Raw genomic sequence first — 18875 nt, 5'->3', positions numbered from 1 at the left:
CGTGACGCTACGCCTGTGCCGCCGGGAATGCCAGGGGTTGACAGGCGCTCGACATCAGCGGTGCAGGGCGGCGGCGATGAGCTCCAGCGTCTGCGCGCGGCCGGTCGGGACATCGTTCGGCTCGGCGTCGTAGGCACCCGCGACAGGAGAGAGCATGACCTCGTCGACGCCGTAGCGGTCGGCGAAGGCGCGCACCTCGGCCGCGACGCTCTCGCCCGTGCCGACGAACCACCGCGAGCGGGCGGCCTGCACGACCTCGTCGGTCGCGGCGTCGGTCACGGCGGCCGCCGCCTGCTCGACGGTCTCGAGGGCGGCGAGGGGCTGGTTCAGGCGCAGGCGCGCCATCATCCGCAGCTGGGGGAGTGCACGGGCCTCCGCCTCCTCCTGGGTGGGGGCGGCGACGGCGTTCACGGTCAGGAACGTGCGCGGCTCCGGGTGCTCCTCGCTCGGGCGGTAGCCGGTGCGGTAGAGATCCAGCGCGCGCTCGAGACCCTGCCCCGAGAAGTGGTTCGCGAAGACGTAGGGCAGTCCGTGCGAGGCGGCGAGCTGCGCGGAGTAGTCGCTCGACCCGAGCAGCCACACCTCGGGGGTGCCGGTCGCGGCCGGTGTCGCACGCACCGTGTACTCGCCGCCGGAGGTGAAGCGCACGGTGGCGCCGTCGCCCGAGAGCAGTGCGGCGATGTCCTGCACATGACGCGGGAACTGCTCCACGTCGCTCGTGGTTCCGGAGCCGCGCAGCAGCTGCGTGATCACCGGATCGCTGCCCGGTGCACGGCCGAGGCCCAGGTCGATGCGTCCTGGCGCGATCGCCTCGAGGGCGGCGAACTGCTCGGCCACGATGAGCGGTGCGTGGTTGGGCAGCATCACGCCGCCAGAGCCCAGGCGCAGACGCGAGGTGCGGGTGGCCGCAGCGGCGATCAGCACGGGCGGAGTGGTGGATGCCACCGAGGGCATGTTGTGGTGCTCGGCGAACCAGTAGCGGCGATAGCCGAGGCGCTCGGCGGTCTCCGTGAGGGCGAGCGAGGCGGCGATGGCCTCGGCGCTGGTCTGGCCGGTGCGGACCGGAACGAGGTCGAGGACGGAGAGAGCTGTATCGGACATCATGGACCACAACGCGGGCCTGTGCGGCTCCATTCCCCCGCTACCGTGGGGGGCATGGAAGCAGGCATCTTCTACGTCCTCGTCGGGTCGGTCGCCGTCGCCGCGTTCGCGCGCTGGCGCGGATGGCCGGCACCGCTGCTCGTGACGGTCGTGGCGCTCGCCGCATCCTTCCTGCCGTTCGTGCCGGAACTCGACATCGACGGGCACCTCCTCCTCAGCCTGGTGCTGCCGCCGCTGCTGTACTCGGCGGCGCTGGACGTGTCGTTCGTCGGATTCAAACGGAGCCTGCCGCAGATCCGCCGCCTCGGCATCTGGCTGGTGCTGCTCACGGCACTCGCCGTCGGCTTCGTCGCGTGGTGGATCCTGCCCTCCCTCACCCTTCCCGGCGCGCTGCTCCTCGGTGCGATCGTGGCCCCGCCGGACGCGGTGTCCGCCGCGGCGATCGGCCGCCGACTCGGATTGCCCCGCCGCATCATGACGGTGCTCTCAGGAGAGAGCCTGATCAACGATGCGACCTCGCTCACGCTGTATCGGGTCTTCGCCGCGATCCTCGCGGGCGCCACCGTCTCCGTGCTGGGCGGCATCGGGCAGTTCCTCCTCGCGGTCGGCGTCGGCGTGGCCGTGGGCCTCGTGTTCGGCATCGTCCTGCACCAGCTGCGCATGCACATCAGCGATCCGGTCGTGATCGGCACGTTCGGGCTCCTCGCGCCGTTCGGGGCCTACGCGATCGCCGAGCATCTGCTCGGATCGGGAGTGCTCGCCGTCGTGGCGATGGGGCTCTACGTCGGCTACAACTCGCCGCGCACCGACTACACGACGCGTCAGCAGGAGAAGCCGCTGTGGCTCTCGGCCGATCTGCTGCTGGAGAGCTTCGTGTTCGCGTACATCGGCCTCCAGTTCCCGCGCGTGCTCAGCGACCTCGGGAGTGAATCGGTCGGGCAGATCCTGCTGCTCTCCGGGGCGGTTCTGCTCGTCGTGGTCATCGTGCGGCCCCTCTTCATCTACCCGACGAGTGCGTGGTCGAACTTCCAGGATCGCAAACGTCTCGAACGCTGGGATCGCGGTGTCGAATCCGGGGAGTTCGACAAGCGGCACCGCAGGTCCAGGCGCTGGGCGAAGTACACCGCCGACGAACTGCGCAGTCACATCGTGCGCGAGCAGATGGCAGGGCTCCAGCTCACCTGGAAGGACAGTGCCGTCATCTCCTGGGCGGGAATGCGCGGGGTGGTGACGCTGGCGATCGCGGTGGCGGCCGCCGACCTCGCAACCCTCGACACCGAGGCCTCGCACGCGATCGTCGTGGTGGCGTTCATCGTCACGGTCGGCACGCTGCTGATCCAGGGGCTGACGCTGCCGATGCTGATTCGCAGTCTCGGCATCGCCAGCGACGTGGATGAGGAGGAGGACGAGGCCGCCCTCGCCGAGGTCCGCGCGAAGAGCCGCGAGGCCGGGAAGAAGTACCTCGCCGAGAAGCGCATCGAGTGGGAGGCCAAGTACGGCGAGGTCGACCTCAGCGTCTTCGACGCCTTCACCAAGCGCATGACCCGGGTCGAGAGGGACACCGATGAGGCGCAGAAGGTGGAGGACGCCGCGAGCCGGCCCTCGTATGAAGACCTCGTCGCGCTGTCGAAGGGCTGGCTGCAGGTGCGTCGCGAGATCCTCCTCGCAGAGCGGGATGCGGGCAACCTCGACGAAGAGGTCATGCGCGAGCTGATCGCCGCGATGGATGCCGAGGAGCTCGCGCTCGACACCCGTGGAGCCACCCGCCAGCAGAGCCGGGCCTGAATCCCCGCACGCCTGAATCCTTGAACGCCAGAGCGCCTCGCCCCATGCAGGGACGAGGCGCTCTGGCGTCGCGGGGTGAGGTCAGCGGGCGCTGACCGGCTCCTTGTCGGTGGACGCATCCGCCTCGGGGGCGTCGTCGTCACCGGAGTCGTCGGCGAAGGGCAGCCCCTCGCGCGGCGCGTTGTAGAGGTCTTCGTTCAGGATGCCCTCGCGCTTGGCGACGATCGTCGGGATCAGCGCCTGGCCCGCCACGTTGACCGCGGTGCGGCCCATGTCGAGGATCGGGTCGATCGCGAGCAGCAGTCCCACGCCCTCGAGCGGCAGGCCCAGGGTCGACAGCGTCAGCGTGAGCATCACCACAGCACCGGTGGTGCCGGCGGTCGCAGCGGAGCCGACGACCGAGACGATCACGATCAGCAGGTACTGCACGAAGTTCAGCTCGATGCCGAAGAACTGCGCGACGAAGATCGCGGCGACGGCCGGGTAGATCGCGGCGCAGCCGTCCATCTTGGTGGTGGCGCCCAGAGGCACGGCGAACGACGCGTAGGAGCGGGGCACGCCTAGGTTGCGCTCGGTGACGCGCTCGGTGAGGGGCAGCGTTCCGATCGAGGAGCGGCTGACGAAGGCCAGCTGCACCGCCGGCCACACGCCCGAGAAGTACTGCTTGATCGACAGGCCGTGGGTGCGCACCAGGATCGGGTAGACCACGAACAGTACGAGTGCGAGCCCGATGTAGACCGCGGCGGCGAACCAGCCGAGGGAGGCCAGCTTCTCCCAGCCGTACTTGATCACGGCCGAGCCGATGAGACCGAACGTGCCGAGCGGGGCGATGCGGATGATCCACCACAGCACGCGCTGGATGACCTTGAGCAGCGACTCGGTGAAGACGAGGAACGGCTCGGCCTTCTTGCCGGCCTTGAGAGCGGCGATGCCGACGACGGCGGCGACCACGATCACCTGCAGGATGTTGAAGCCGACGCTCGACGAGAAGGTCCCCTCGACGGCACCGGGCGAGGTGTTGACGGTGAGGCCGAGGAAGTTCTGCGGGATGAGGCCCAGCAGGAAGTTCCACCACGTGCCCACGGTGTACGGGTCACCGGGCTCGAGGCCTTCGCCGGCGCGGTTGCCGGGCTGGATCACGAGGCCGAGCACGATGCCGATGATGACGGCGATGAACGCGGTGATCGCGAACCACAGGATCGTCTGGCCGGCGAGGCGCGCGGCGTTCTGCACGCGGCGCAGGTTCGAGATGCTGGCGACGATGGCGGTGAAGATCAGCGGCACGACGGCGGCGCGCAGCAGCGTCACGTACGAGTTGCCGATGGTGTCGAGTGTGGCCGACAGCCCTGTCGGGTTCTCAGCGGTGGCGCCGAGCTGGCGGCCGATCAGACCGGCGGCGATGCCGAGGACGAGGGCTGCGAGGATCTGGAAGCCGAACGAGGTCAGCAGCTTCCGGACCGGCCGGCGGGTGTCAGGCGCCTTCTGGGCGCGTGCGGTGGTGCTCATGAGGTGGGGACTCCAGAATCGCGGCGCGCCGAGTACGCGCCATGAGGCCCAACGCTATGGCTGCCTGAGAATTCCCTGGGTGGATATGACGAAGGATGACGCGCGAGCCGGGATCCGTTCGGTGTGGCCGCGCGGACGGGGGATCCCCGTCAGCGCGGCGCGAGCACCAGCAGGTCGCCGACCTCGCACTCGAGCGCCTCGCAGATCGCCCGCAAGGTCGAGTAGCGGATGGCGCGGGCCCGGTCGTTCTTCAGCACCGACAGATTCACGATGCTCACCCGCACCGCGGCACTCAGCTCCGTGAGCGTCATGCTCCGCTCGGCGAGCAGCTCGTCGAGTCGGCAGTGGATGCCGGTGAACTCGTCGTCGCTCTCGGCCGGGGTCATACCAGTCCCTCCGTGTCCTTCTCGAGAGCCGCCTTCTCGTTCTGCAGGCGGATGCCGCGGCGGAACGCCACCGCGATCAGGCCCACCGTCACCCCGGTGGCGAAGATCGGCGCGACGCTCCAGAACTCGATCGGATGCACCGGTTCCCCGTCGCCGATGCCGAGAGCGGAGGTGACGCCGTTGCGGCCCATCGTCTCGAGCATCACGATCAGGATCGGAGCGCCGACGAGCGTCCAGCCGATCACATCGAAGGCTCGCGCGTTCGGACGGACGAAGAAGCGTCCGCGCAGGAAGTTCCAGGCGACCAGTGTCACGGACGCGATGACCGCGACGGCCGCGAGAGCCCACAGCGCGATGGCGGCGACGATAGCCGTGACGGAGGCCGCGTTCACCCCGCCGGCGATGACCATCGCCTCGTCCGCGAACCCCTCGATCGAGATGGCACCGGAGTCGGTCGTGGCGGAGATCGGCTGCTGGTCGATGGGGACCGTCCAGGCGATCCCCGTTTCGCGGAAGGTGCTGGCGACGCGCAGGATCGTGGCGAATGCGACGGTGACGAGCGCCGCAGCCGCGTAGAGGATCACGGTGATGGCGTCCGCTGTCTCGGAGCGGGTGGCCGGGGAAGTCGTCTTCGTCATGGTCATCAGACCAATCCTTCCGTCTCGCGCTGCAGTCGATCGCCGATCACGAACGTGGTGCCGATGACCGAGATGATGAACGCGGCCAGGATGAAGGTGAACGGCTCGATGCTGATCACCGCATTGTCGACAGCGTTCTCGGTGACCGCGGAGACGGCGGCGTTGGCCAGCATGTTGTCGAAGAACCGCACGGCCGCGAAGCCGAGCAGGCCGACGATGCCGGCGACCATCACGAGTCGCGTGTTGCGTCGGCTGAACACCGTGCCGCTCAGGATGCTGCGCGCCAGCAGCATCAGGCATCCGATCACGACGATGATCGCGACGATCTGGGCGAGCTGTCCGATGACGCCCGCGCCGATCGCGATCCCCGGCAGGGTCGGGGCGGTGAGGATCGCCCTGTCCAGTTCGAGGGTGATGTTCGCACCACCTGCGCCGAGCGGAGCCTCGATCGGCTGATCCACGAACTCGACCATCACCGGGATCATCGTGCCGCTGAGCAGCGTGACGATGCGGATGATCGAGAAGACCGTGATGTACGCCGCGATCGCCACGCCGGCGATGCAGAAGGCGATGAGTGCAGCGGCGTCGCCGCGGGACAGCGTGCCCTGTTTCGTCGAGGTCATGATCGCTCCTTATCGATGATCGTTGTTAGCGATAAACGATAAGATAACGACAATCGATAAGCTCGTCAATCCCCGTCGCTTTCGACACCTCGTCACACCGCCTGCCATAGCCCCGGTATGCCCACGGCGAACACGGGCATACGTGCCCGATGTGGTGGTTACTCTCGATGTACAAGCGCTTCACGCGTCTTCGCCCCGTGCGAATAAGGAGTCACAGCATGTTCGAGAGATTCACGGACCGAGCCCGTCGAGTGGTCGTCCTCGCCCAAGAAGAGGCGAAGATGCTCAACCACAACTACATCGGAACCGAGCACATCCTGCTCGGTCTCATCCACGAGGGCGAAGGTGTCGCCGCCAAGGCGCTCGAAAGCCTCGGCATCTCCCTCGACGCCGTGCGCGAGCAGGTGCAGGACATCATCGGCCAGGGTCAGCAGCAGCCGACCGGGCACATCCCGTTCACCCCGCGCGCCAAGAAGGTGCTCGAGCTCAGCCTCCGCGAGGCCCTGCAGCTCGGCCACAACTACATCGGAACCGAGCACATCCTGCTCGGCCTCATCCGTGAGGGCGAGGGCGTCGCCGCCCAGGTGCTCGTCAAGCTCGGTGCCGACCTCAACAAGGTCCGCCAGCAGGTCATCCAGCTGCTCTCCGGCGCTCCCGGCCGCGAGCCGGCCTCCGTCGGCGCGCAGACGAACGACTCGCAGGCCAGCGCCCAGGGCGGCTCCGCCGTGCTCGACCAGTTCGGTCGCAACCTCACGCAGGCCGCGCGCGACAACAAGCTCGACCCGGTCATCGGGCGCGAGAAGGAGGCGGAGCGGGTCATGCAGATCCTCTCCCGCCGCTCCAAGAACAACCCCGTCCTGATCGGCGAGCCCGGCGTCGGCAAGACCGCCGTCGTCGAGGGCCTGGCCCAGGCGATCGTCAAGGGCGATGTGCCCGAGACGCTGAAGGACAAGCAGCTCTACTCGCTCGACCTCGGCTCGCTCATCGCTGGGTCCCGCTACCGCGGTGACTTCGAGGAGCGCCTGAAGAAGGTCACCAAGGAGATCCGCACGCGCGGCGACATCATCGTCTTCATCGACGAGATCCACACTCTGGTGGGTGCGGGTGCCGCTGAGGGCGCGATCGACGCGGCCAGCATCCTGAAGCCGCTCCTCGCCCGTGGCGAGCTGCAGACGATCGGTGCCACCACGCTCGACGAGTACCGCAAGCACTTCGAGAAGGATGCAGCGCTCGAGCGCCGCTTCCAGCCGGTGCAGGTCAACGAGCCGACGCTGCCGCACGCGATCAACATCCTCAAGGGACTCCGCGACCGCTACGAGGCGCACCACAAGGTGCAGATCACCGACGGCGCTATCGTGGCCGCGGCGAACCTCGCCGACCGCTACGTCTCCGACCGGTTCCTTCCGGACAAGGCCATCGACCTGATCGACGAGGCCGGCGCACGCCTGCGTCTGTCGATCCTGTCGAGCCCGCCCGAGCTGCGCGAGTTCGACGAGAAGATCGCCGCCGTGCGTGAGCAGAAGGAGGTCGCCTCCGAGGAGCAGGACTTCGAGAAGGCCGCATCCCTGCGCGATGAGGAGAAGAGCCTCCTCGCCGAGCGTCTGCGTCTCGAGAAGCAGTGGCGTGCAGGCGACGTCGCGACCTCCGCGGTCGTCGACGAGGGTCTGATCGCCGAGGTGCTCGCACAGGCCACCGGCATCCCCGTCTTCAAGCTCACGGAGGAGGAGTCCAGCCGACTCGTCTTCATGGAGAAGGCCCTGCACCAGCGCGTCATCGGTCAGGAAGAGGCGATCGCCGCCCTCTCCAAGACGATCCGTCGTCAGCGTGCCGGTCTCAAGGACCCGAAGCGCCCCTCCGGCTCGTTCATCTTCGCCGGCCCCACGGGTGTCGGAAAGACCGAGCTCGCCAAGGCTCTCGCCGAGTTCCTGTTCGACGACGAGGCTGCGCTGATCTCGCTCGACATGAGCGAGTTCGGTGAGAAGCACACCGTCTCGCGTCTGTTCGGTGCCCCTCCCGGATTCGTCGGATTCGAAGAGGGTGGCCAGCTCACCGAGAAGGTGCGGCGCAAGCCCTTCAGCGTGGTGCTCTTCGACGAGATCGAGAAGGCCCACCCTGACATCTTCAACTCGCTGCTGCAGATCCTCGAAGAGGGTCGTCTCACCGACGGTCAGGGTCGGATCGTGGACTTCAAGAACACGGTCATCATCATGACCACCAACCTCGGTGCGCGCGACATCGCCGGCGGTCCCGTGGGCTTCCAGATCGAGGGCAACGACTCGACCAGCTACGACCGGATGAAGGGCAAGGTGAACGAAGAGCTCAAGCGGCACTTCAAGCCCGAGTTCCTGAACCGTGTCGACGACATCATCGTGTTCCCGCAGCTCTCCAAGAGCGAGCTGGTGCAGATCGTCGATCTGTTCACCAAGCGCCTCGGCGAGCGTCTGCTGGACCGCGACATGACGATCGAGCTGTCGCAGGCCGCCAAGGAGCGCCTCATCGAGATCGGCTTCGACCCGGCGCTCGGCGCCCGACCGCTGCGTCGCGCGATGCAGCACGAGGTCGAGGACCGTCTGTCGGAGAAGATCCTGCACGGCGAGCTCAACTCCGGCGACCACGTGAAGGTCGATGCGAAGGACGGGCAGTTCCTGTTCGAGCACGGCCCGCGCGACGGCGGCCCCGTCGCGGTCGGCGTCAACACCGGCGGCGGCGCGATCTCCGGCACCCCCGACCTGGCGGTCGCCAGCGGGGAGTGACCTCGGTTGAATCATGAGAAGGGGCGGATGCTGCGGCATCCGCCCCTTTCCTGTGTCCGGCACAGGCGCCACCGGGTCACGGGTTCTAGGCTTGTGATGTGAGCGAGTACATCGTCCGGCCGGCGCGCAGCGCCGACATCGTCGGCATCCGTGACCTGCTGCAGCCGCTCGTGGAGCAGCGCATCCTGCTCGGCAAAGACCTGGCGGTGCTGTACGGCGCCGTGCAGGAGTTCGTCGTCGCGGAGGCCGACGGGGTGCTGATCGGATGCGGCGCCCTGCACGTGTTCTGGGAAGACCTCGGTGAGGTGCGCACGCTCCTGGTGCGCGACGACTGGCTGCACCACGGCGTCGGACGTGCGATCGTGGACCGCCTGGAGGAGAACGCCGCCACGCTCGGGTTGACCCGCCTGTTCTGCCTCACCTTCGAGGTCGACTTCTTCGGCCGCCGGGGCTACACGCCGATCGGCGAGCAGGTGGTCGACTCCGACGTGTACTCGCAGCTGCTGCGCAGCGGTGACGCGGGTGTCGAGGAGTTCCTCGACCTCGCCCACGTCAAGCCGAACACGCTCGGCAACACCCGCATGCTCAAGGTGCTCTGACTCCGCCTCCGCCCGTGCCGTGGGGCCTCCCAGGCTGAGGGCGGAGGATCGCTTAGCCTGGAGTCATGCCCCGTCGCTCCGCCGCCGTCTACCGTCGTCGGCGACTGGCCGTGATCGGAGGACTCGTCCTGGCCGTCGCGGCCATCGGCATCGGATCCTGGCTCCTGATCGCGCGCCCGTGGGCCGCCGCCGACACGGCTTCGCCCGCGCCGGCGACGCCGTCGATGTCGCCCTCGCCGTCTGCCGATCCGTCCGCCGGGGGAGAGTCGCCCGCTCCCGAACCCTCAGCCGTGCAGACCCCGGCGATCGTGGCCTGCGAGGCGGCCGACATCGAGGTCACGGCAGTCACCGACTCCGACACGTACGCGGCCGGGGTGCTGCCGAAGCTCTCGATCTCGCTGACGAACAAGGGCGCCAAAGACTGCACGATCGATGTGGGGTCGACGACCCAGGTCTTCACGATCTCCAGCGGCGCCGATGTCTGGTGGCGTTCGACCGACTGCCAGGAGAACCCGAGCAGCATGATCGCCACGCTCACGGCGGGCACCACGGTCACGAGCAAAGACCCCGTCACCTGGGATCGCACTCGGTCGAGCGTCGAGACGTGCGCGCAGGAGAATCGACAGCGGGCACCGGGCGGAGGAGCTTCGTACCACGTGGAGGTTTCGATCGGCGGGTTCACGAGCCCTTCGAGCGCGCAGATCCTGCTCTACTGAGGCCCGCTGAGTTCGAAGCGAACTCCGAAGACGCTCTTCGAAAATCGTCGCAAGTCGGCGCTGTTGATACGAAACCGGGCGATGTTTGCCGCCGTCGGCACGCGATGCTGACAACGGTGACTCTTTGGGATACCATAGAAGCGACTCTCCGCATCTGCGGCACCAAGCCATCCCCAGTGGCGTCGAACTACAGCGTCCCCAGCGCTTCGACACCGCCGCTCGAGAGTCCGAGGGCCCTCTCGAGTACCCCAGTCCCCAATGTGGGACTCGAGAGGGCCCCAATCGTCTCCGCTGCCGAATCGGCGCTTCGCGCTTCGTGCCGTGAATAAGCTGGACACATGGCAGCGAAGAAGGCGAAGGCCGCGAAGAACAAGCCCGCACCCGAGGACTTCCGTTCGGATGCCCTGGCGCAGGCCCTGGAGAAGCAGGACGTCGCTGCGGTCGCTCTCGCCCTCCGCCACGGCACCACGGTCGTACCGCTGATCAAGCCCGGCGCACGCGACAACCCGCTCGACAGCGGCGAGGTGTGGACCTACCGAGACCCGAAGACCGGCGACCTCGCGCTGCTGCTGTTCAGCGACGCGAAGAACAAGCCGGCCAACCTGCCCCCTGGCGTCGGCATCTACGGTGCCGACTGGCTGCGCAAGTTCCTCGCCGCACACCCGATCACGACGGTGTTCCTCGACATCGCCGGCCCTCACCCCATGCAGGCGGACCCTGCCGAGCTGCTCAAGGCGCTCGACGCCTGAGAGCCCCGACGGTTCGCGTCAGAACGGCGGTATGTCGCGATCGGAGCGGCGGGACGTGTTGCGCGCCCGCACATCGCCGAGCGCGGCGCGGAGTGTCTTCGAACGGTCGTCGACCACCTGCTCGTATCCCAGGCGTGCGGCCTCGGACCGTCGCTGCGCCGCCTGGGTGACCGGACGGATCTCGCCGGCGAGGCTCAGCTCGCCCACGGCGGCGACCGTGCGCGGCACCGAGATCTGCTGGATGGACCCTGCCACGGCGATCGCGATCGCGAGGTCGGCCGCCGGCTCGGTGAAGCGCACGCCACCGACCGTCGACACGTAGACGTCGAGACTGCCGGTGGGCACACCTGCGCGACGTTCGAGGATAGCCAGCACCATCGCCACCCGCGAGGAGTCGAGGCCGTGCACGATGCGGCGGGGGTTGGGCGCGTTGCTGGGCACCGTGAGCGCCTGCACCTCGACCGGAAGAGCACGCCGGCCTTCGAGCGAGATCGCGACGCAGGTGCCCGGCTCGGTGGCTCCCTGCGAGAGGAAGAGCCCCGAAGGGTCGGGCACCTCGGCGATGCCGTCTCCGGTCATCTCGAAGCAGCCGACCTCGTCGGTCGGCCCGAAGCGGTTCTTGAGGGCGCGGATGAAGCGCAGCGACGTCTGCCTGTCGCCTTCGAAGTGGCACACGACGTCGACGAGGTGCTCGAGCACCCTGGGGCCTGCGACCTGTCCGTCTTTCGTGACGTGGCCGACGATGATGATCGGCAGGTCGCGGTCTTTCGCGATGCGGATCAGCGTCGCCGCGACCTCGCGCACCTGGCTCGGCTGCCCGGCAGCACCGTCGATCAACGACGATGAGACCGTCTGCACCGAGTCGACGATCACGAGCTGCGGCTTCACCTCGTCGATGTGACCGAGGATCGTCGCCAGGTCGGTCTCACTCGCCAGATACAGCTCGTCGTGCAGCGCGCCCGTGCGCTCGGCGCGCAGTCGCACCTGGCCGGGAGACTCCTCAGCGCTCGCGTAGAGCACGCGGCGCCCGCCGCGAGCGGCCTGTGCTGCGACCTCGAGGAGGAGAGTCGACTTGCCGACGCCGGGTTCGCCGCTGAGCAGGATCGCCGCGCCCGGCACGATGCCCCCGCCGAGCACACGGTCGAACTCGCCGACGCCACTCGAGCGCCGAGGAGCATCCTGCGTCGTGATCTGAGTGATGGGCCGTGCGGCGCGATCGGCCGTCGGTGCGACCGGGCCGACCCGTCGGAGGATGCCGGTCTGCGCCGCCTGTTCCTGGACGGTTCCCCACTGCTGGCACTCGCCGCAGCGCCCGACCCACTTCGCGGTCGTCCACCCGCATTCCGTGCACACGTACGCGGGTGGAGCGGGTTTCCGGGTGGCCATGCCCCCAGGCTATCGCCGGCATCAGACATCCCTATCGGCCAGGTGTTTATTCACGGCCCATCCTCTCTGCAAACTCGCAGTCTCGCGGGATACTGGGTTCATGGCCAACGGCGGGCCCGTTTGCGGGCCGATCTCGAGCTACTCCCGGGTGCAGATCCTGCACTTGCTCTTCGAAGCGGGAAGTTCGCAGACCCGAGGCGAGCTCTCGATCACCGAGCTGTGCGAGGCCACGGGGCTGCACCCCAACACGGTCCGCGAGCACCTGGGGCGCTTGATCGAGGGCGGCTACGTGATCCCGACGATCGAGCATCGCACCACGCGGGGCCGGCCGCGCACGCTGTACAGCGCCGCGACCGGAGCACCGGGCGCCTCCAGCCCCGTCGCCCGCGACAAGGCCAAGGCCGCTGCGCGCCGCGGCGACCTGATGCGGAGCATGCTTCCCGATGTGGCATCCGGACTCGGTCGAGACGCCACGTACCAGCTCGACGCGCTCGTGGAGCACCTGGAGGAGAGCGGCTTCGAGCCCGTGCTCGACGACCAGCGGCTCACGGTCGACCTCAGCCCCTGCCCGCACGCCGCCGGACGCTCGGAAGATCGTCCGATGCTGTGCCGTGTGCACCTCGAACTCATGCAAGGCGTCCTCAACGAGGCAGGCGGACCACTCGAAGCCGAGTGCGTTCGCGATGCCGTCCTCGCCTCGGACTGCACCGTGCAGCTGCGCGACACCACCGCGTCGCTGATCGAGGGAACGGAGCCGCCGCGTCACCGCACGACGCCGCAGCACCACAGAACAGGAGTCGCGCATGGAATGGCTTGATCCGCTCGCTCTCGCCCGATGGCAATTCGGGCTGACGACCGTCTACCACTACCTCTTCGTGCCGTTGACGATCGGCATGGCGCTGGTCGCCGCGATCTTCCAGACCGCGTGGGTGCGCACCGCCAAGGTGCAGTACCTGCATCTGACCCGCTTCTTCGGCAAGATCTTCCTCATCAACTTCGCCATGGGCGTCGTCACCGGCATCGTGCAGGAGTTCCAGTTCGGTATGAACTGGTCGGACTACTCCCGCTTCGTCGGCGACGTGTTCGGCGCACCGCTCGCCTTCGAGGGCCTGCTGGCCTTCTTCTTCGAGGCGACCTTCATCGGGCTGTGGATCTTCGGCTGGGACAAGCTCCCGCAGAAGCTGCACCTCGCCACGATCTGGTGCGTCTCGATCGGCAGCATCCTGTCGGCGTACTTCATCATCGCCGCCAACGCGTTCATGCAGAACCCCGTGGGCTACACGTTCAACGAGGCGACGAACCGTGCGGAGCTGACCGACTTCTGGGCACTGCTGACCAACCCGGTCGCGCTCGCCGCGTTCCCGCACACGATCTTCGGCGCGTTCATGTTCGCGGCCGGTGTCGTGATCTCGGTCTCGGCCTGGCACCTCTCGCGCGGCCAGCACTTCGACACCATGCGCATCTCGCTCAAGTTCGGGCTGTGGGCCATGATCGTGTCGACCGCCGGCGTGGTGCTCACGGGCGACCAGCTCGGACTCGCGATGTACGCCGCGCAGCCGATGAAGATGGCCGCCGCCGAGGCGACGTTCAACACGGTGTGCGGGCCGGATGCCTCGTTCAGCATCTTCACGCTCGGCACACCGGACGGCAGCTCGGAGCTGTTCTCCATCCGCGTGCCGTATCTGCTCTCGCTGCTGTCGACCCACACGCTCGACGCGTGCGTGCACGGCATCAACGACCTGAACGCCGAGTACGCCCAGACGTACGCCTCCACCGGTCTGACCGACTTCGCCCCGATCCTGTGGATCACGTACTGGGCGTTCCGCTGGATGATCGGCCTCGGCATCGCCGCAGCGCTCGTGGCCGTCGCCGGTCTCTGGGTCACCCGCAAGGGCGCCAAGAAGCCTGTCGCCCCGTGGATGTGGAAGGTCGCGATCTGGTCGTTCCCGCTCGCGCTGGCCGCCAACATCATGGGCTGGGTCTTCACCGAGATGGGAAGGCAACCCTGGATCGTGTTCGGGCTGATGACGACGCAGGACGGTGTCTCGCCGGGCGTCAGCGGGCTCGAGGTGCTGATATCGCTCATCTCGTTCACCGCGATCTACGCGGCGCTCGCCGTCGTCGAGATCCGTCTCATCATCCGGGCCGCGCAGAAGGGGCCCGACACCGAAGAGAAGCCGCATGACGAGACGGCCCAGCTGCCGTCGGTCGTCTACTGAGAGGGAGGAGCATCATGGATCTCGCAACGCTCTGGTTCTTCATCGTCGCCTTCTTCTTCGTGGGCTACTTCGTCCTCGACGGGTTCGACTTCGGCGTCGGCATGTCACTGCCGTTCCTCGGCAAGGACGACGTCTCGCGCCGTCAGGTCATCAACACGATCGGTCCGGTCTGGGATCTCAACGAGACCTGGGTCATCGTCGCCGGCGCCGTGCTGTTCGCGTCGTTCCCCGAGTGGTACGCCACGCTGTTCAGCGGGTTCTACCTGCCGCTGCTGCTGATCCTGCTCGCACTGATCCTGCGCGGGGTGTCGTTCGAATACCGGCACCAGCGCGACAGCGTGAAGTGGAAGGCCGGCTTCGACCGGATGATCGTGATCGGCTCGGTCGTCCCCGCGCTGCTGTGGGGTGTCGCGTTCGGCAACATCGTGCAGGGAGTGGCCATCGATGAGAACCACATCTACGTGGGTGGCTTCTTCGCACTGCTGAACCCGTACTCGCTGCTGGTCGGCGTCACCACGCTGCTGCTGTTCTTCCTGCACGGCGTGCTGTTCGTGGCGCTCAAGACCGACGGACAGGTGCACGAGGACGCACGGAACCTGGCGAAGAAGGCCGCGATTCCCACGATCCTCGTCGCGGCCGCAACCGTGATCTGGACGGTGTTCATCGCGATGGGCCGTGAGGCTCCGCTGCTCTGGCTGGTCATCGGCACCGGGGCGCTCGCGGCGGTCAGCCTGATCGCGGCGGTCGGATTCTCGCTCGTCCGACGCGACGGGTGGGCGTTCTTCTCCGGCATCCTCACGGTGCTGTTCGCCGTGGTCATGCTGTTCTCCGCCCTGTTCCCGTACGTGATGCCCTCGACGATCGACCCGGCGTACAGCCTCACGATCGCGAATGCGTCGAGCACGCCGTACACGCTGCAGATCATGAGTTGGACGGCCTTGATCGCGATGCCGCTCGTGCTCGCGTACCAGGCCTGGACGTACTGGGTCTTCCGCAAGCGCGTCACCCGGAAGTCGATCGAGGGGGCTCCGGCGCACGCGTGAAACCCGTCGATCCGAGACTGCTGCGCTACGCGGGTGCCGCGAGGGGATTCCTCGCGGCATCCGCGTTGATCGGCGTTGTCCAGACGGCGGTCACGATCGCGTTCGCGTGGCTGCTGACCGACGCGATCACCGGTGCGATCGCGGGGCGCGACGTCACCTCGTCGCTGCTCTGGCTGCTGCTGACGGCGCTCCTGCGCGGACTGCTGATCGCCGCGTCGGACGCGGCGGGCACACGCGCTGCCGCGAAGACCGGGATGCAGCTGCGTTCGGCGCTCGTCGCGGCGGTCGGGAAGCTGGGCCCGGGGTGGCTGGCGCAGCGGAATCAGACCGAGCTCGCGGTCACCGCAGGTCACGGGCTCGAGGCGCTCGACGCCTACTTCGCCCGGTACATCCCGCAACTGGTGCTGACCGTGATCGCGACGCCGGTGCTGGTCGCGGTGATGTGGTGGCAGGACTGGCCGAGCGGTCTCACCGCGGTGATCACCCTGCCGCTGATCCCCATCTTCCTGATCCTGATCGGGATGGCGACGCGCACGGTGCAGACGCGCCAGTGGCAGACGCTCCAGCGCCTGGCCGCGCGCTTCGCCGACACGGTGCAGGGACTGTCGACGCTGCGACTGTTCGGACGCGATCGCCGCGCGGCCGATCGCATCGAGGTCACGGCCGACCAGTACCGCCGCGAGACCATGAAGGTGCTGCGGTTCTCGTTCCTGTCGGGCTTCGCGATGGAGCTGCTGGCCTCGATCGCCGTGGCTCTGATCGCGGTGTCGGTGGGGTTCCGACTTCTCTCCGGTGACCTGACGCTCGAGGTGGGGCTGTTCGTGCTGCTGCTCGCGCCCGAGGCATTCCTGCCGATCCGACAGGTGGGCGTGCAGTTCCACGCGGCGTCCGAAGGGGCCGCCGCGACCGAGGACGTCTTCGACGTGCTCGACGCCGCGGGGGAGCGCACGGGGGAGAGCTCGGAGGAGAGCGCACGGATGCAGGAGCGTTCGACGGATGCAGGAGGAATCGCCGTCGGAACCTCCGACATCCGGGAATCGGTCCTGCATGTGGACCACACGGATGAGGGAAGCCTCGTGGTCGCGGGGCTGCGCGTGCGCGACCTGCCGGCCGTGTCGTTCACGGCCGCGCCGGGGACCATCACCGTCATCGAAGGGCCGAGCGGGTCGGGGAAGTCGTCGCTGCTCGCGGCTCTCCGCGGCGCGGTCGAGTTCGAGGGGACGGCCGCCTTCGCGGGGAAGGATGTGCGGGGGCTCGCGCCGTCGGCATGGCTCGCGTGGGCGGGGCAGGCTCCCGGTCTGACGCGGGGGACCGTGGCGGCGAACGTTGCGCTCGGCGACCCGGTCCCCGACGCCGACCGGACCCGCGCCGCCCTCGACGACGCCTGCGCCGAGACCGTCGACGCCGATCTCGAGCTCGGTGTGCAGGGAGCGGGGCTCTCGGGCGGGCAGGCCCAGCGCGTGGCCGTGGCCAGGGCGCTGTACCGCCAGGCATCCGCCACCGACCGTGTGCTCGCACTCGATGAGCCCTCGAGCGCGCTCGACCCCGAGACCGAGTACCGGTTGTGGCGCTCGCTGCGACGGAGGGCCGATGCCGGAGCCATGATCCTCCTCGTCTCGCACCGTCGCACCGCACGGGAGATCGCGGATCAGATCGTGGAGCTGGGGGTGCGCGCATGACCGCACGCCGCGCCGCAGCCGACGCCGTACACCCGCGCACCCACCGGGTCCGCGACATCCTCCGCCTCGCGCAGCCCCCTGTCGGGCGCTTCGTGCCCGGTCTCATCTGGGGTCTGCTGTCGGCCGCTGCCGCCGTGAGTCTGCTCGCGGTCAGCGGCTGGCTGATCGTGAGCGCCTCGATCGTCGACTCGCTCGTGCCGCTGTCGGTCGCCGTCGTGGGGGTGCGCTTCTTCGCGGTCTCGCGCGCGGTCACCCGCTACCTCGAGCGACTGAGCGGACACGATGCCGCGCTGCGTCAGCTCGCCTCGACCCGCGCCGACATGGTGCGCCGACTCATCCCGCTGTCTCCGGCCGGCCTCGGCTCGACGGATCGTGGTCGGGTGCTCACTGCGCTCGTCGACGACGTCGAGAATCTGCAGAACCTGCCGCTGCGCGTGGTGCAGCCGCTCGGGGTCGCGGCCCTCGTCGCCGTCGGGGCCGTCGGTTTCGTGGCGTTCGTCTCGCCCCCGGCCGCGCTGACCCTTGCCGTGTGCCTGCTCGTCGCCGCAGCCGCCGCGATCGGTCTCGGCTGGGTCTTCGGCTCCCGCGCCGAGGTGCTGGTCTCGGCGCGTCGCGCCGACCTCTCCGCCGCTCTCGTCGACTACTTCGGCAGCCTCGACGTGCTCATCGCGTACGGAGCAGAGGAGCAGGCTCGCGCGCGGATCAGCACAGCGGATGCCGCACTGAGAAAGGTCGTCGACCGCGCCTCGCTCGCGCAGGCGATCGCCGCCGGTGTGGTCTCCGCGGTCGCCGGGGCCGCCTCGGTCTGTGCGCTCGCAGCCGCGGCTCCCGGACTCGTCGACGGGTCGATCGACGGCCCGTGGCTGGCGGTGGCCGTGCTCGTGCCGATGGTGGTCTTCGAGATCTTCGGTGCGGTGCCGGTCGCTGCGGCATCGTGGCGGAGTGTGCGCTCCAGCGCCGAGCGCATCGTCGACGTGCTGCCGGAGCGGATGCCGGACGAGCTGCGTTCCGACGCCGGCGACGACATCGAGATCGACGGCACCCCGACCGTGCGTCTGCGCGGCGTCCGGGCGAACTGGCCCGGCGGTGCCCCGGCCCTGAAGGAGATCGATCTCGACCTCCGTCCCGGGGAGCGGGTGTTGGTCACCGGCCCCAGCGGAGCGGGCAAGAGCTCACTGGCCGCGGCCCTCGTCGGCTTCCTGCGCGTGGAGGGCGAGTATCTGGTCGATGGGCGCGATGCTGCGGAGCTCTCGGGACCGGCGCTGCGTCGGGTGATCGGGCTGTGCGAGCAGAGTCCGCAGCTGTTCGACGAGGACATCCGCCAGAACCTGCTCTTCGCCCGGGACAGCGCCACGGACGAGGAGCTGCTGGATGTGCTCGACCGGGTCGGTCTCGGCACCTGGGTGCGTGAGCGCGGAGGTCTGGACGAACGGGTCGGCGACCGCGGCGCGCTGGTGTCCGGCGGCCAGGCGCAGCGGATCTCCCTCGCCAGGGCGCTGCTGCGTGGGTTCCCCGTGCTGGTGCTCGATGAGCCGACGGCCGGGGTGGATCCGGAGGCGTCGGATGCGCTGCTGCGCGACCTACTGCAGGCCGCCGGCGATCAGACGGTGCTGCTGATCTCGCACGTCGCGCCCCCGGCGGGAACCGTCGAACGCACGGTGCGGATCGAGGGCGGCCGCACGGTCTGAGGGC

16 protein-coding genes are annotated in these 18875 nt (G+C 68.5%); 10 read left to right on the top strand and 6 right to left on the bottom strand.

What is annotated here, in order from left to right:
* Nucleotides 1–54: 54 nt before the first annotated feature.
* Nucleotides 55–1101 (bottom strand): LLM class flavin-dependent oxidoreductase, encoded by a 1047-nt coding sequence (locus ASD13_RS03935; RefSeq protein ID WP_200942446.1) that lies wholly within the window; start codon nt 1099–1101, stop codon nt 55–57.
* Between the two features lie 54 nt (nt 1102–1155).
* Between ASD13_RS03935 and ASD13_RS03930 the strand changes: the two genes are divergently transcribed.
* Nucleotides 1156–2886 carry a cation:proton antiporter gene (locus ASD13_RS03930; protein WP_055865980.1) on the top strand — a complete coding sequence of 577 codons (1731 nt, stop codon included), beginning with the start codon at nt 1156–1158 and terminating at the stop codon, nt 2884–2886.
* A gap of 81 nt (nt 2887–2967) precedes the next feature.
* Here the strand turns inward: ASD13_RS03930 and ASD13_RS03925 are convergent, their stop codons facing one another.
* The 4 genes from ASD13_RS03925 to ASD13_RS03910 all read right to left on the bottom strand — a co-directional run bounded on the left by ASD13_RS03925 (nt 2968) and on the right by ASD13_RS03910 (nt 6039).
* On the bottom strand, nt 2968–4392 hold the full coding sequence (locus ASD13_RS03925; RefSeq protein WP_200942445.1) for a dicarboxylate/amino acid:cation symporter: 1425 nt from the start codon (nt 4390–4392) through the stop codon (nt 2968–2970).
* A gap of 149 nt (nt 4393–4541) precedes the next feature.
* Nucleotides 4542–4778, bottom strand: coding sequence for a helix-turn-helix domain-containing protein (locus tag ASD13_RS03920; RefSeq protein ID WP_055865978.1), 237 nt, complete (start codon nt 4776–4778; stop codon nt 4542–4544).
* Nucleotides 4775–5422: a hypothetical protein gene (locus tag ASD13_RS03915; RefSeq protein WP_055865976.1), complete on the bottom strand. Its 648-nt coding sequence runs from the start codon at nt 5420–5422 to the stop codon at nt 4775–4777. The genes ASD13_RS03920 and ASD13_RS03915 overlap by 4 nt, the downstream gene beginning before the upstream one ends.
* A complete protein-coding gene (locus ASD13_RS03910) occupies nt 5422–6039 on the bottom strand; it encodes a DUF2975 domain-containing protein (protein ID WP_055865974.1) in 618 nt (205 codons plus the stop codon). The genes ASD13_RS03915 and ASD13_RS03910 overlap by 1 nt, the downstream gene beginning before the upstream one ends.
* A 218-nt stretch (nt 6040–6257) precedes the next feature.
* Here ASD13_RS03910 and ASD13_RS03905 point away from each other — a divergent pair, with 218 nt between their 5' ends.
* The 4 genes from ASD13_RS03905 (at nt 6258) to ASD13_RS03890 (ending at nt 10856) form a co-directional block, all read left to right on the top strand.
* Nucleotides 6258–8792, top strand: a complete 2535-nt coding sequence (locus ASD13_RS03905; protein WP_055865971.1) for an ATP-dependent Clp protease ATP-binding subunit — start codon at nt 6258–6260, stop codon at nt 8790–8792.
* Between the two features lie 98 nt (nt 8793–8890).
* Complete coding sequence (locus tag ASD13_RS03900; protein ID WP_017829419.1) at nt 8891–9391, top strand: amino-acid N-acetyltransferase; 501 nt, start codon at nt 8891–8893, stop codon at nt 9389–9391.
* Nucleotides 9392–9456: 65 nt separating this feature from the next.
* Nucleotides 9457–10107, top strand: coding sequence for a hypothetical protein (locus tag ASD13_RS03895; RefSeq protein ID WP_055865970.1), 651 nt, complete (start codon nt 9457–9459; stop codon nt 10105–10107).
* Nucleotides 10108–10445: 338 nt separating this feature from the next.
* Entirely contained in the window at nt 10446–10856 is a 411-nt protein-coding gene (locus ASD13_RS03890) for a hypothetical protein (RefSeq protein WP_017829417.1), read from the top strand.
* A gap of 18 nt (nt 10857–10874) precedes the next feature.
* On the opposite strand, the gene radA is transcribed toward ASD13_RS03890, so the two are convergent.
* Nucleotides 10875–12242, bottom strand: a complete 1368-nt coding sequence (gene radA / locus ASD13_RS03885; protein ID WP_017829416.1) for a DNA repair protein RadA — start codon at nt 12240–12242, stop codon at nt 10875–10877.
* 100 nt (nt 12243–12342) lie between these two features.
* Here radA and ASD13_RS03880 point away from each other — a divergent pair, with 100 nt between their 5' ends.
* Genes ASD13_RS03880 through cydC form a run of 5 tightly spaced genes read left to right on the top strand, consistent with a single transcriptional unit; the run spans nt 12343 to nt 18871 of the window.
* A complete protein-coding gene (locus ASD13_RS03880) occupies nt 12343–13059 on the top strand; it encodes a helix-turn-helix transcriptional regulator (RefSeq protein WP_031205691.1) in 717 nt (238 codons plus the stop codon).
* Nucleotides 13046–14461, top strand: a complete 1416-nt coding sequence (locus ASD13_RS03875) for a cytochrome ubiquinol oxidase subunit I (protein ID WP_055865967.1) — start codon at nt 13046–13048, stop codon at nt 14459–14461. Before ASD13_RS03880 ends, ASD13_RS03875 begins: the two co-directional genes overlap by 14 nt.
* A 14-nt stretch (nt 14462–14475) precedes the next feature.
* Nucleotides 14476–15504, top strand: a complete 1029-nt coding sequence (cydB, locus tag ASD13_RS03870; RefSeq protein ID WP_055865966.1) for a cytochrome d ubiquinol oxidase subunit II — start codon at nt 14476–14478, stop codon at nt 15502–15504.
* Entirely contained in the window at nt 15501–17183 is a 1683-nt protein-coding gene (cydD, locus tag ASD13_RS03865) for a thiol reductant ABC exporter subunit CydD (protein ID WP_055865964.1), read from the top strand. The genes cydB and cydD overlap by 4 nt, the downstream gene beginning before the upstream one ends.
* Nucleotides 17180–18871: a thiol reductant ABC exporter subunit CydC gene (gene cydC, locus ASD13_RS03860; protein WP_055865962.1), complete on the top strand. Its 1692-nt coding sequence runs from the start codon at nt 17180–17182 to the stop codon at nt 18869–18871. Before cydD ends, cydC begins: the two co-directional genes overlap by 4 nt.
* Nucleotides 18872–18875: the final 4 nt, after the last annotated feature.

Origin of the sequence: Microbacterium sp. Root1433D1, from assembly GCF_001426835.1 — a bacterium.
In the GTDB taxonomy this organism is placed as follows: Bacteria; Actinomycetota; Actinomycetes; order Actinomycetales; family Microbacteriaceae; genus Microbacterium; species Microbacterium maritypicum.
Note: the sequence above shows the minus strand (reverse complement) of the source record. Positions and strands in the feature narration are given on the sequence as shown.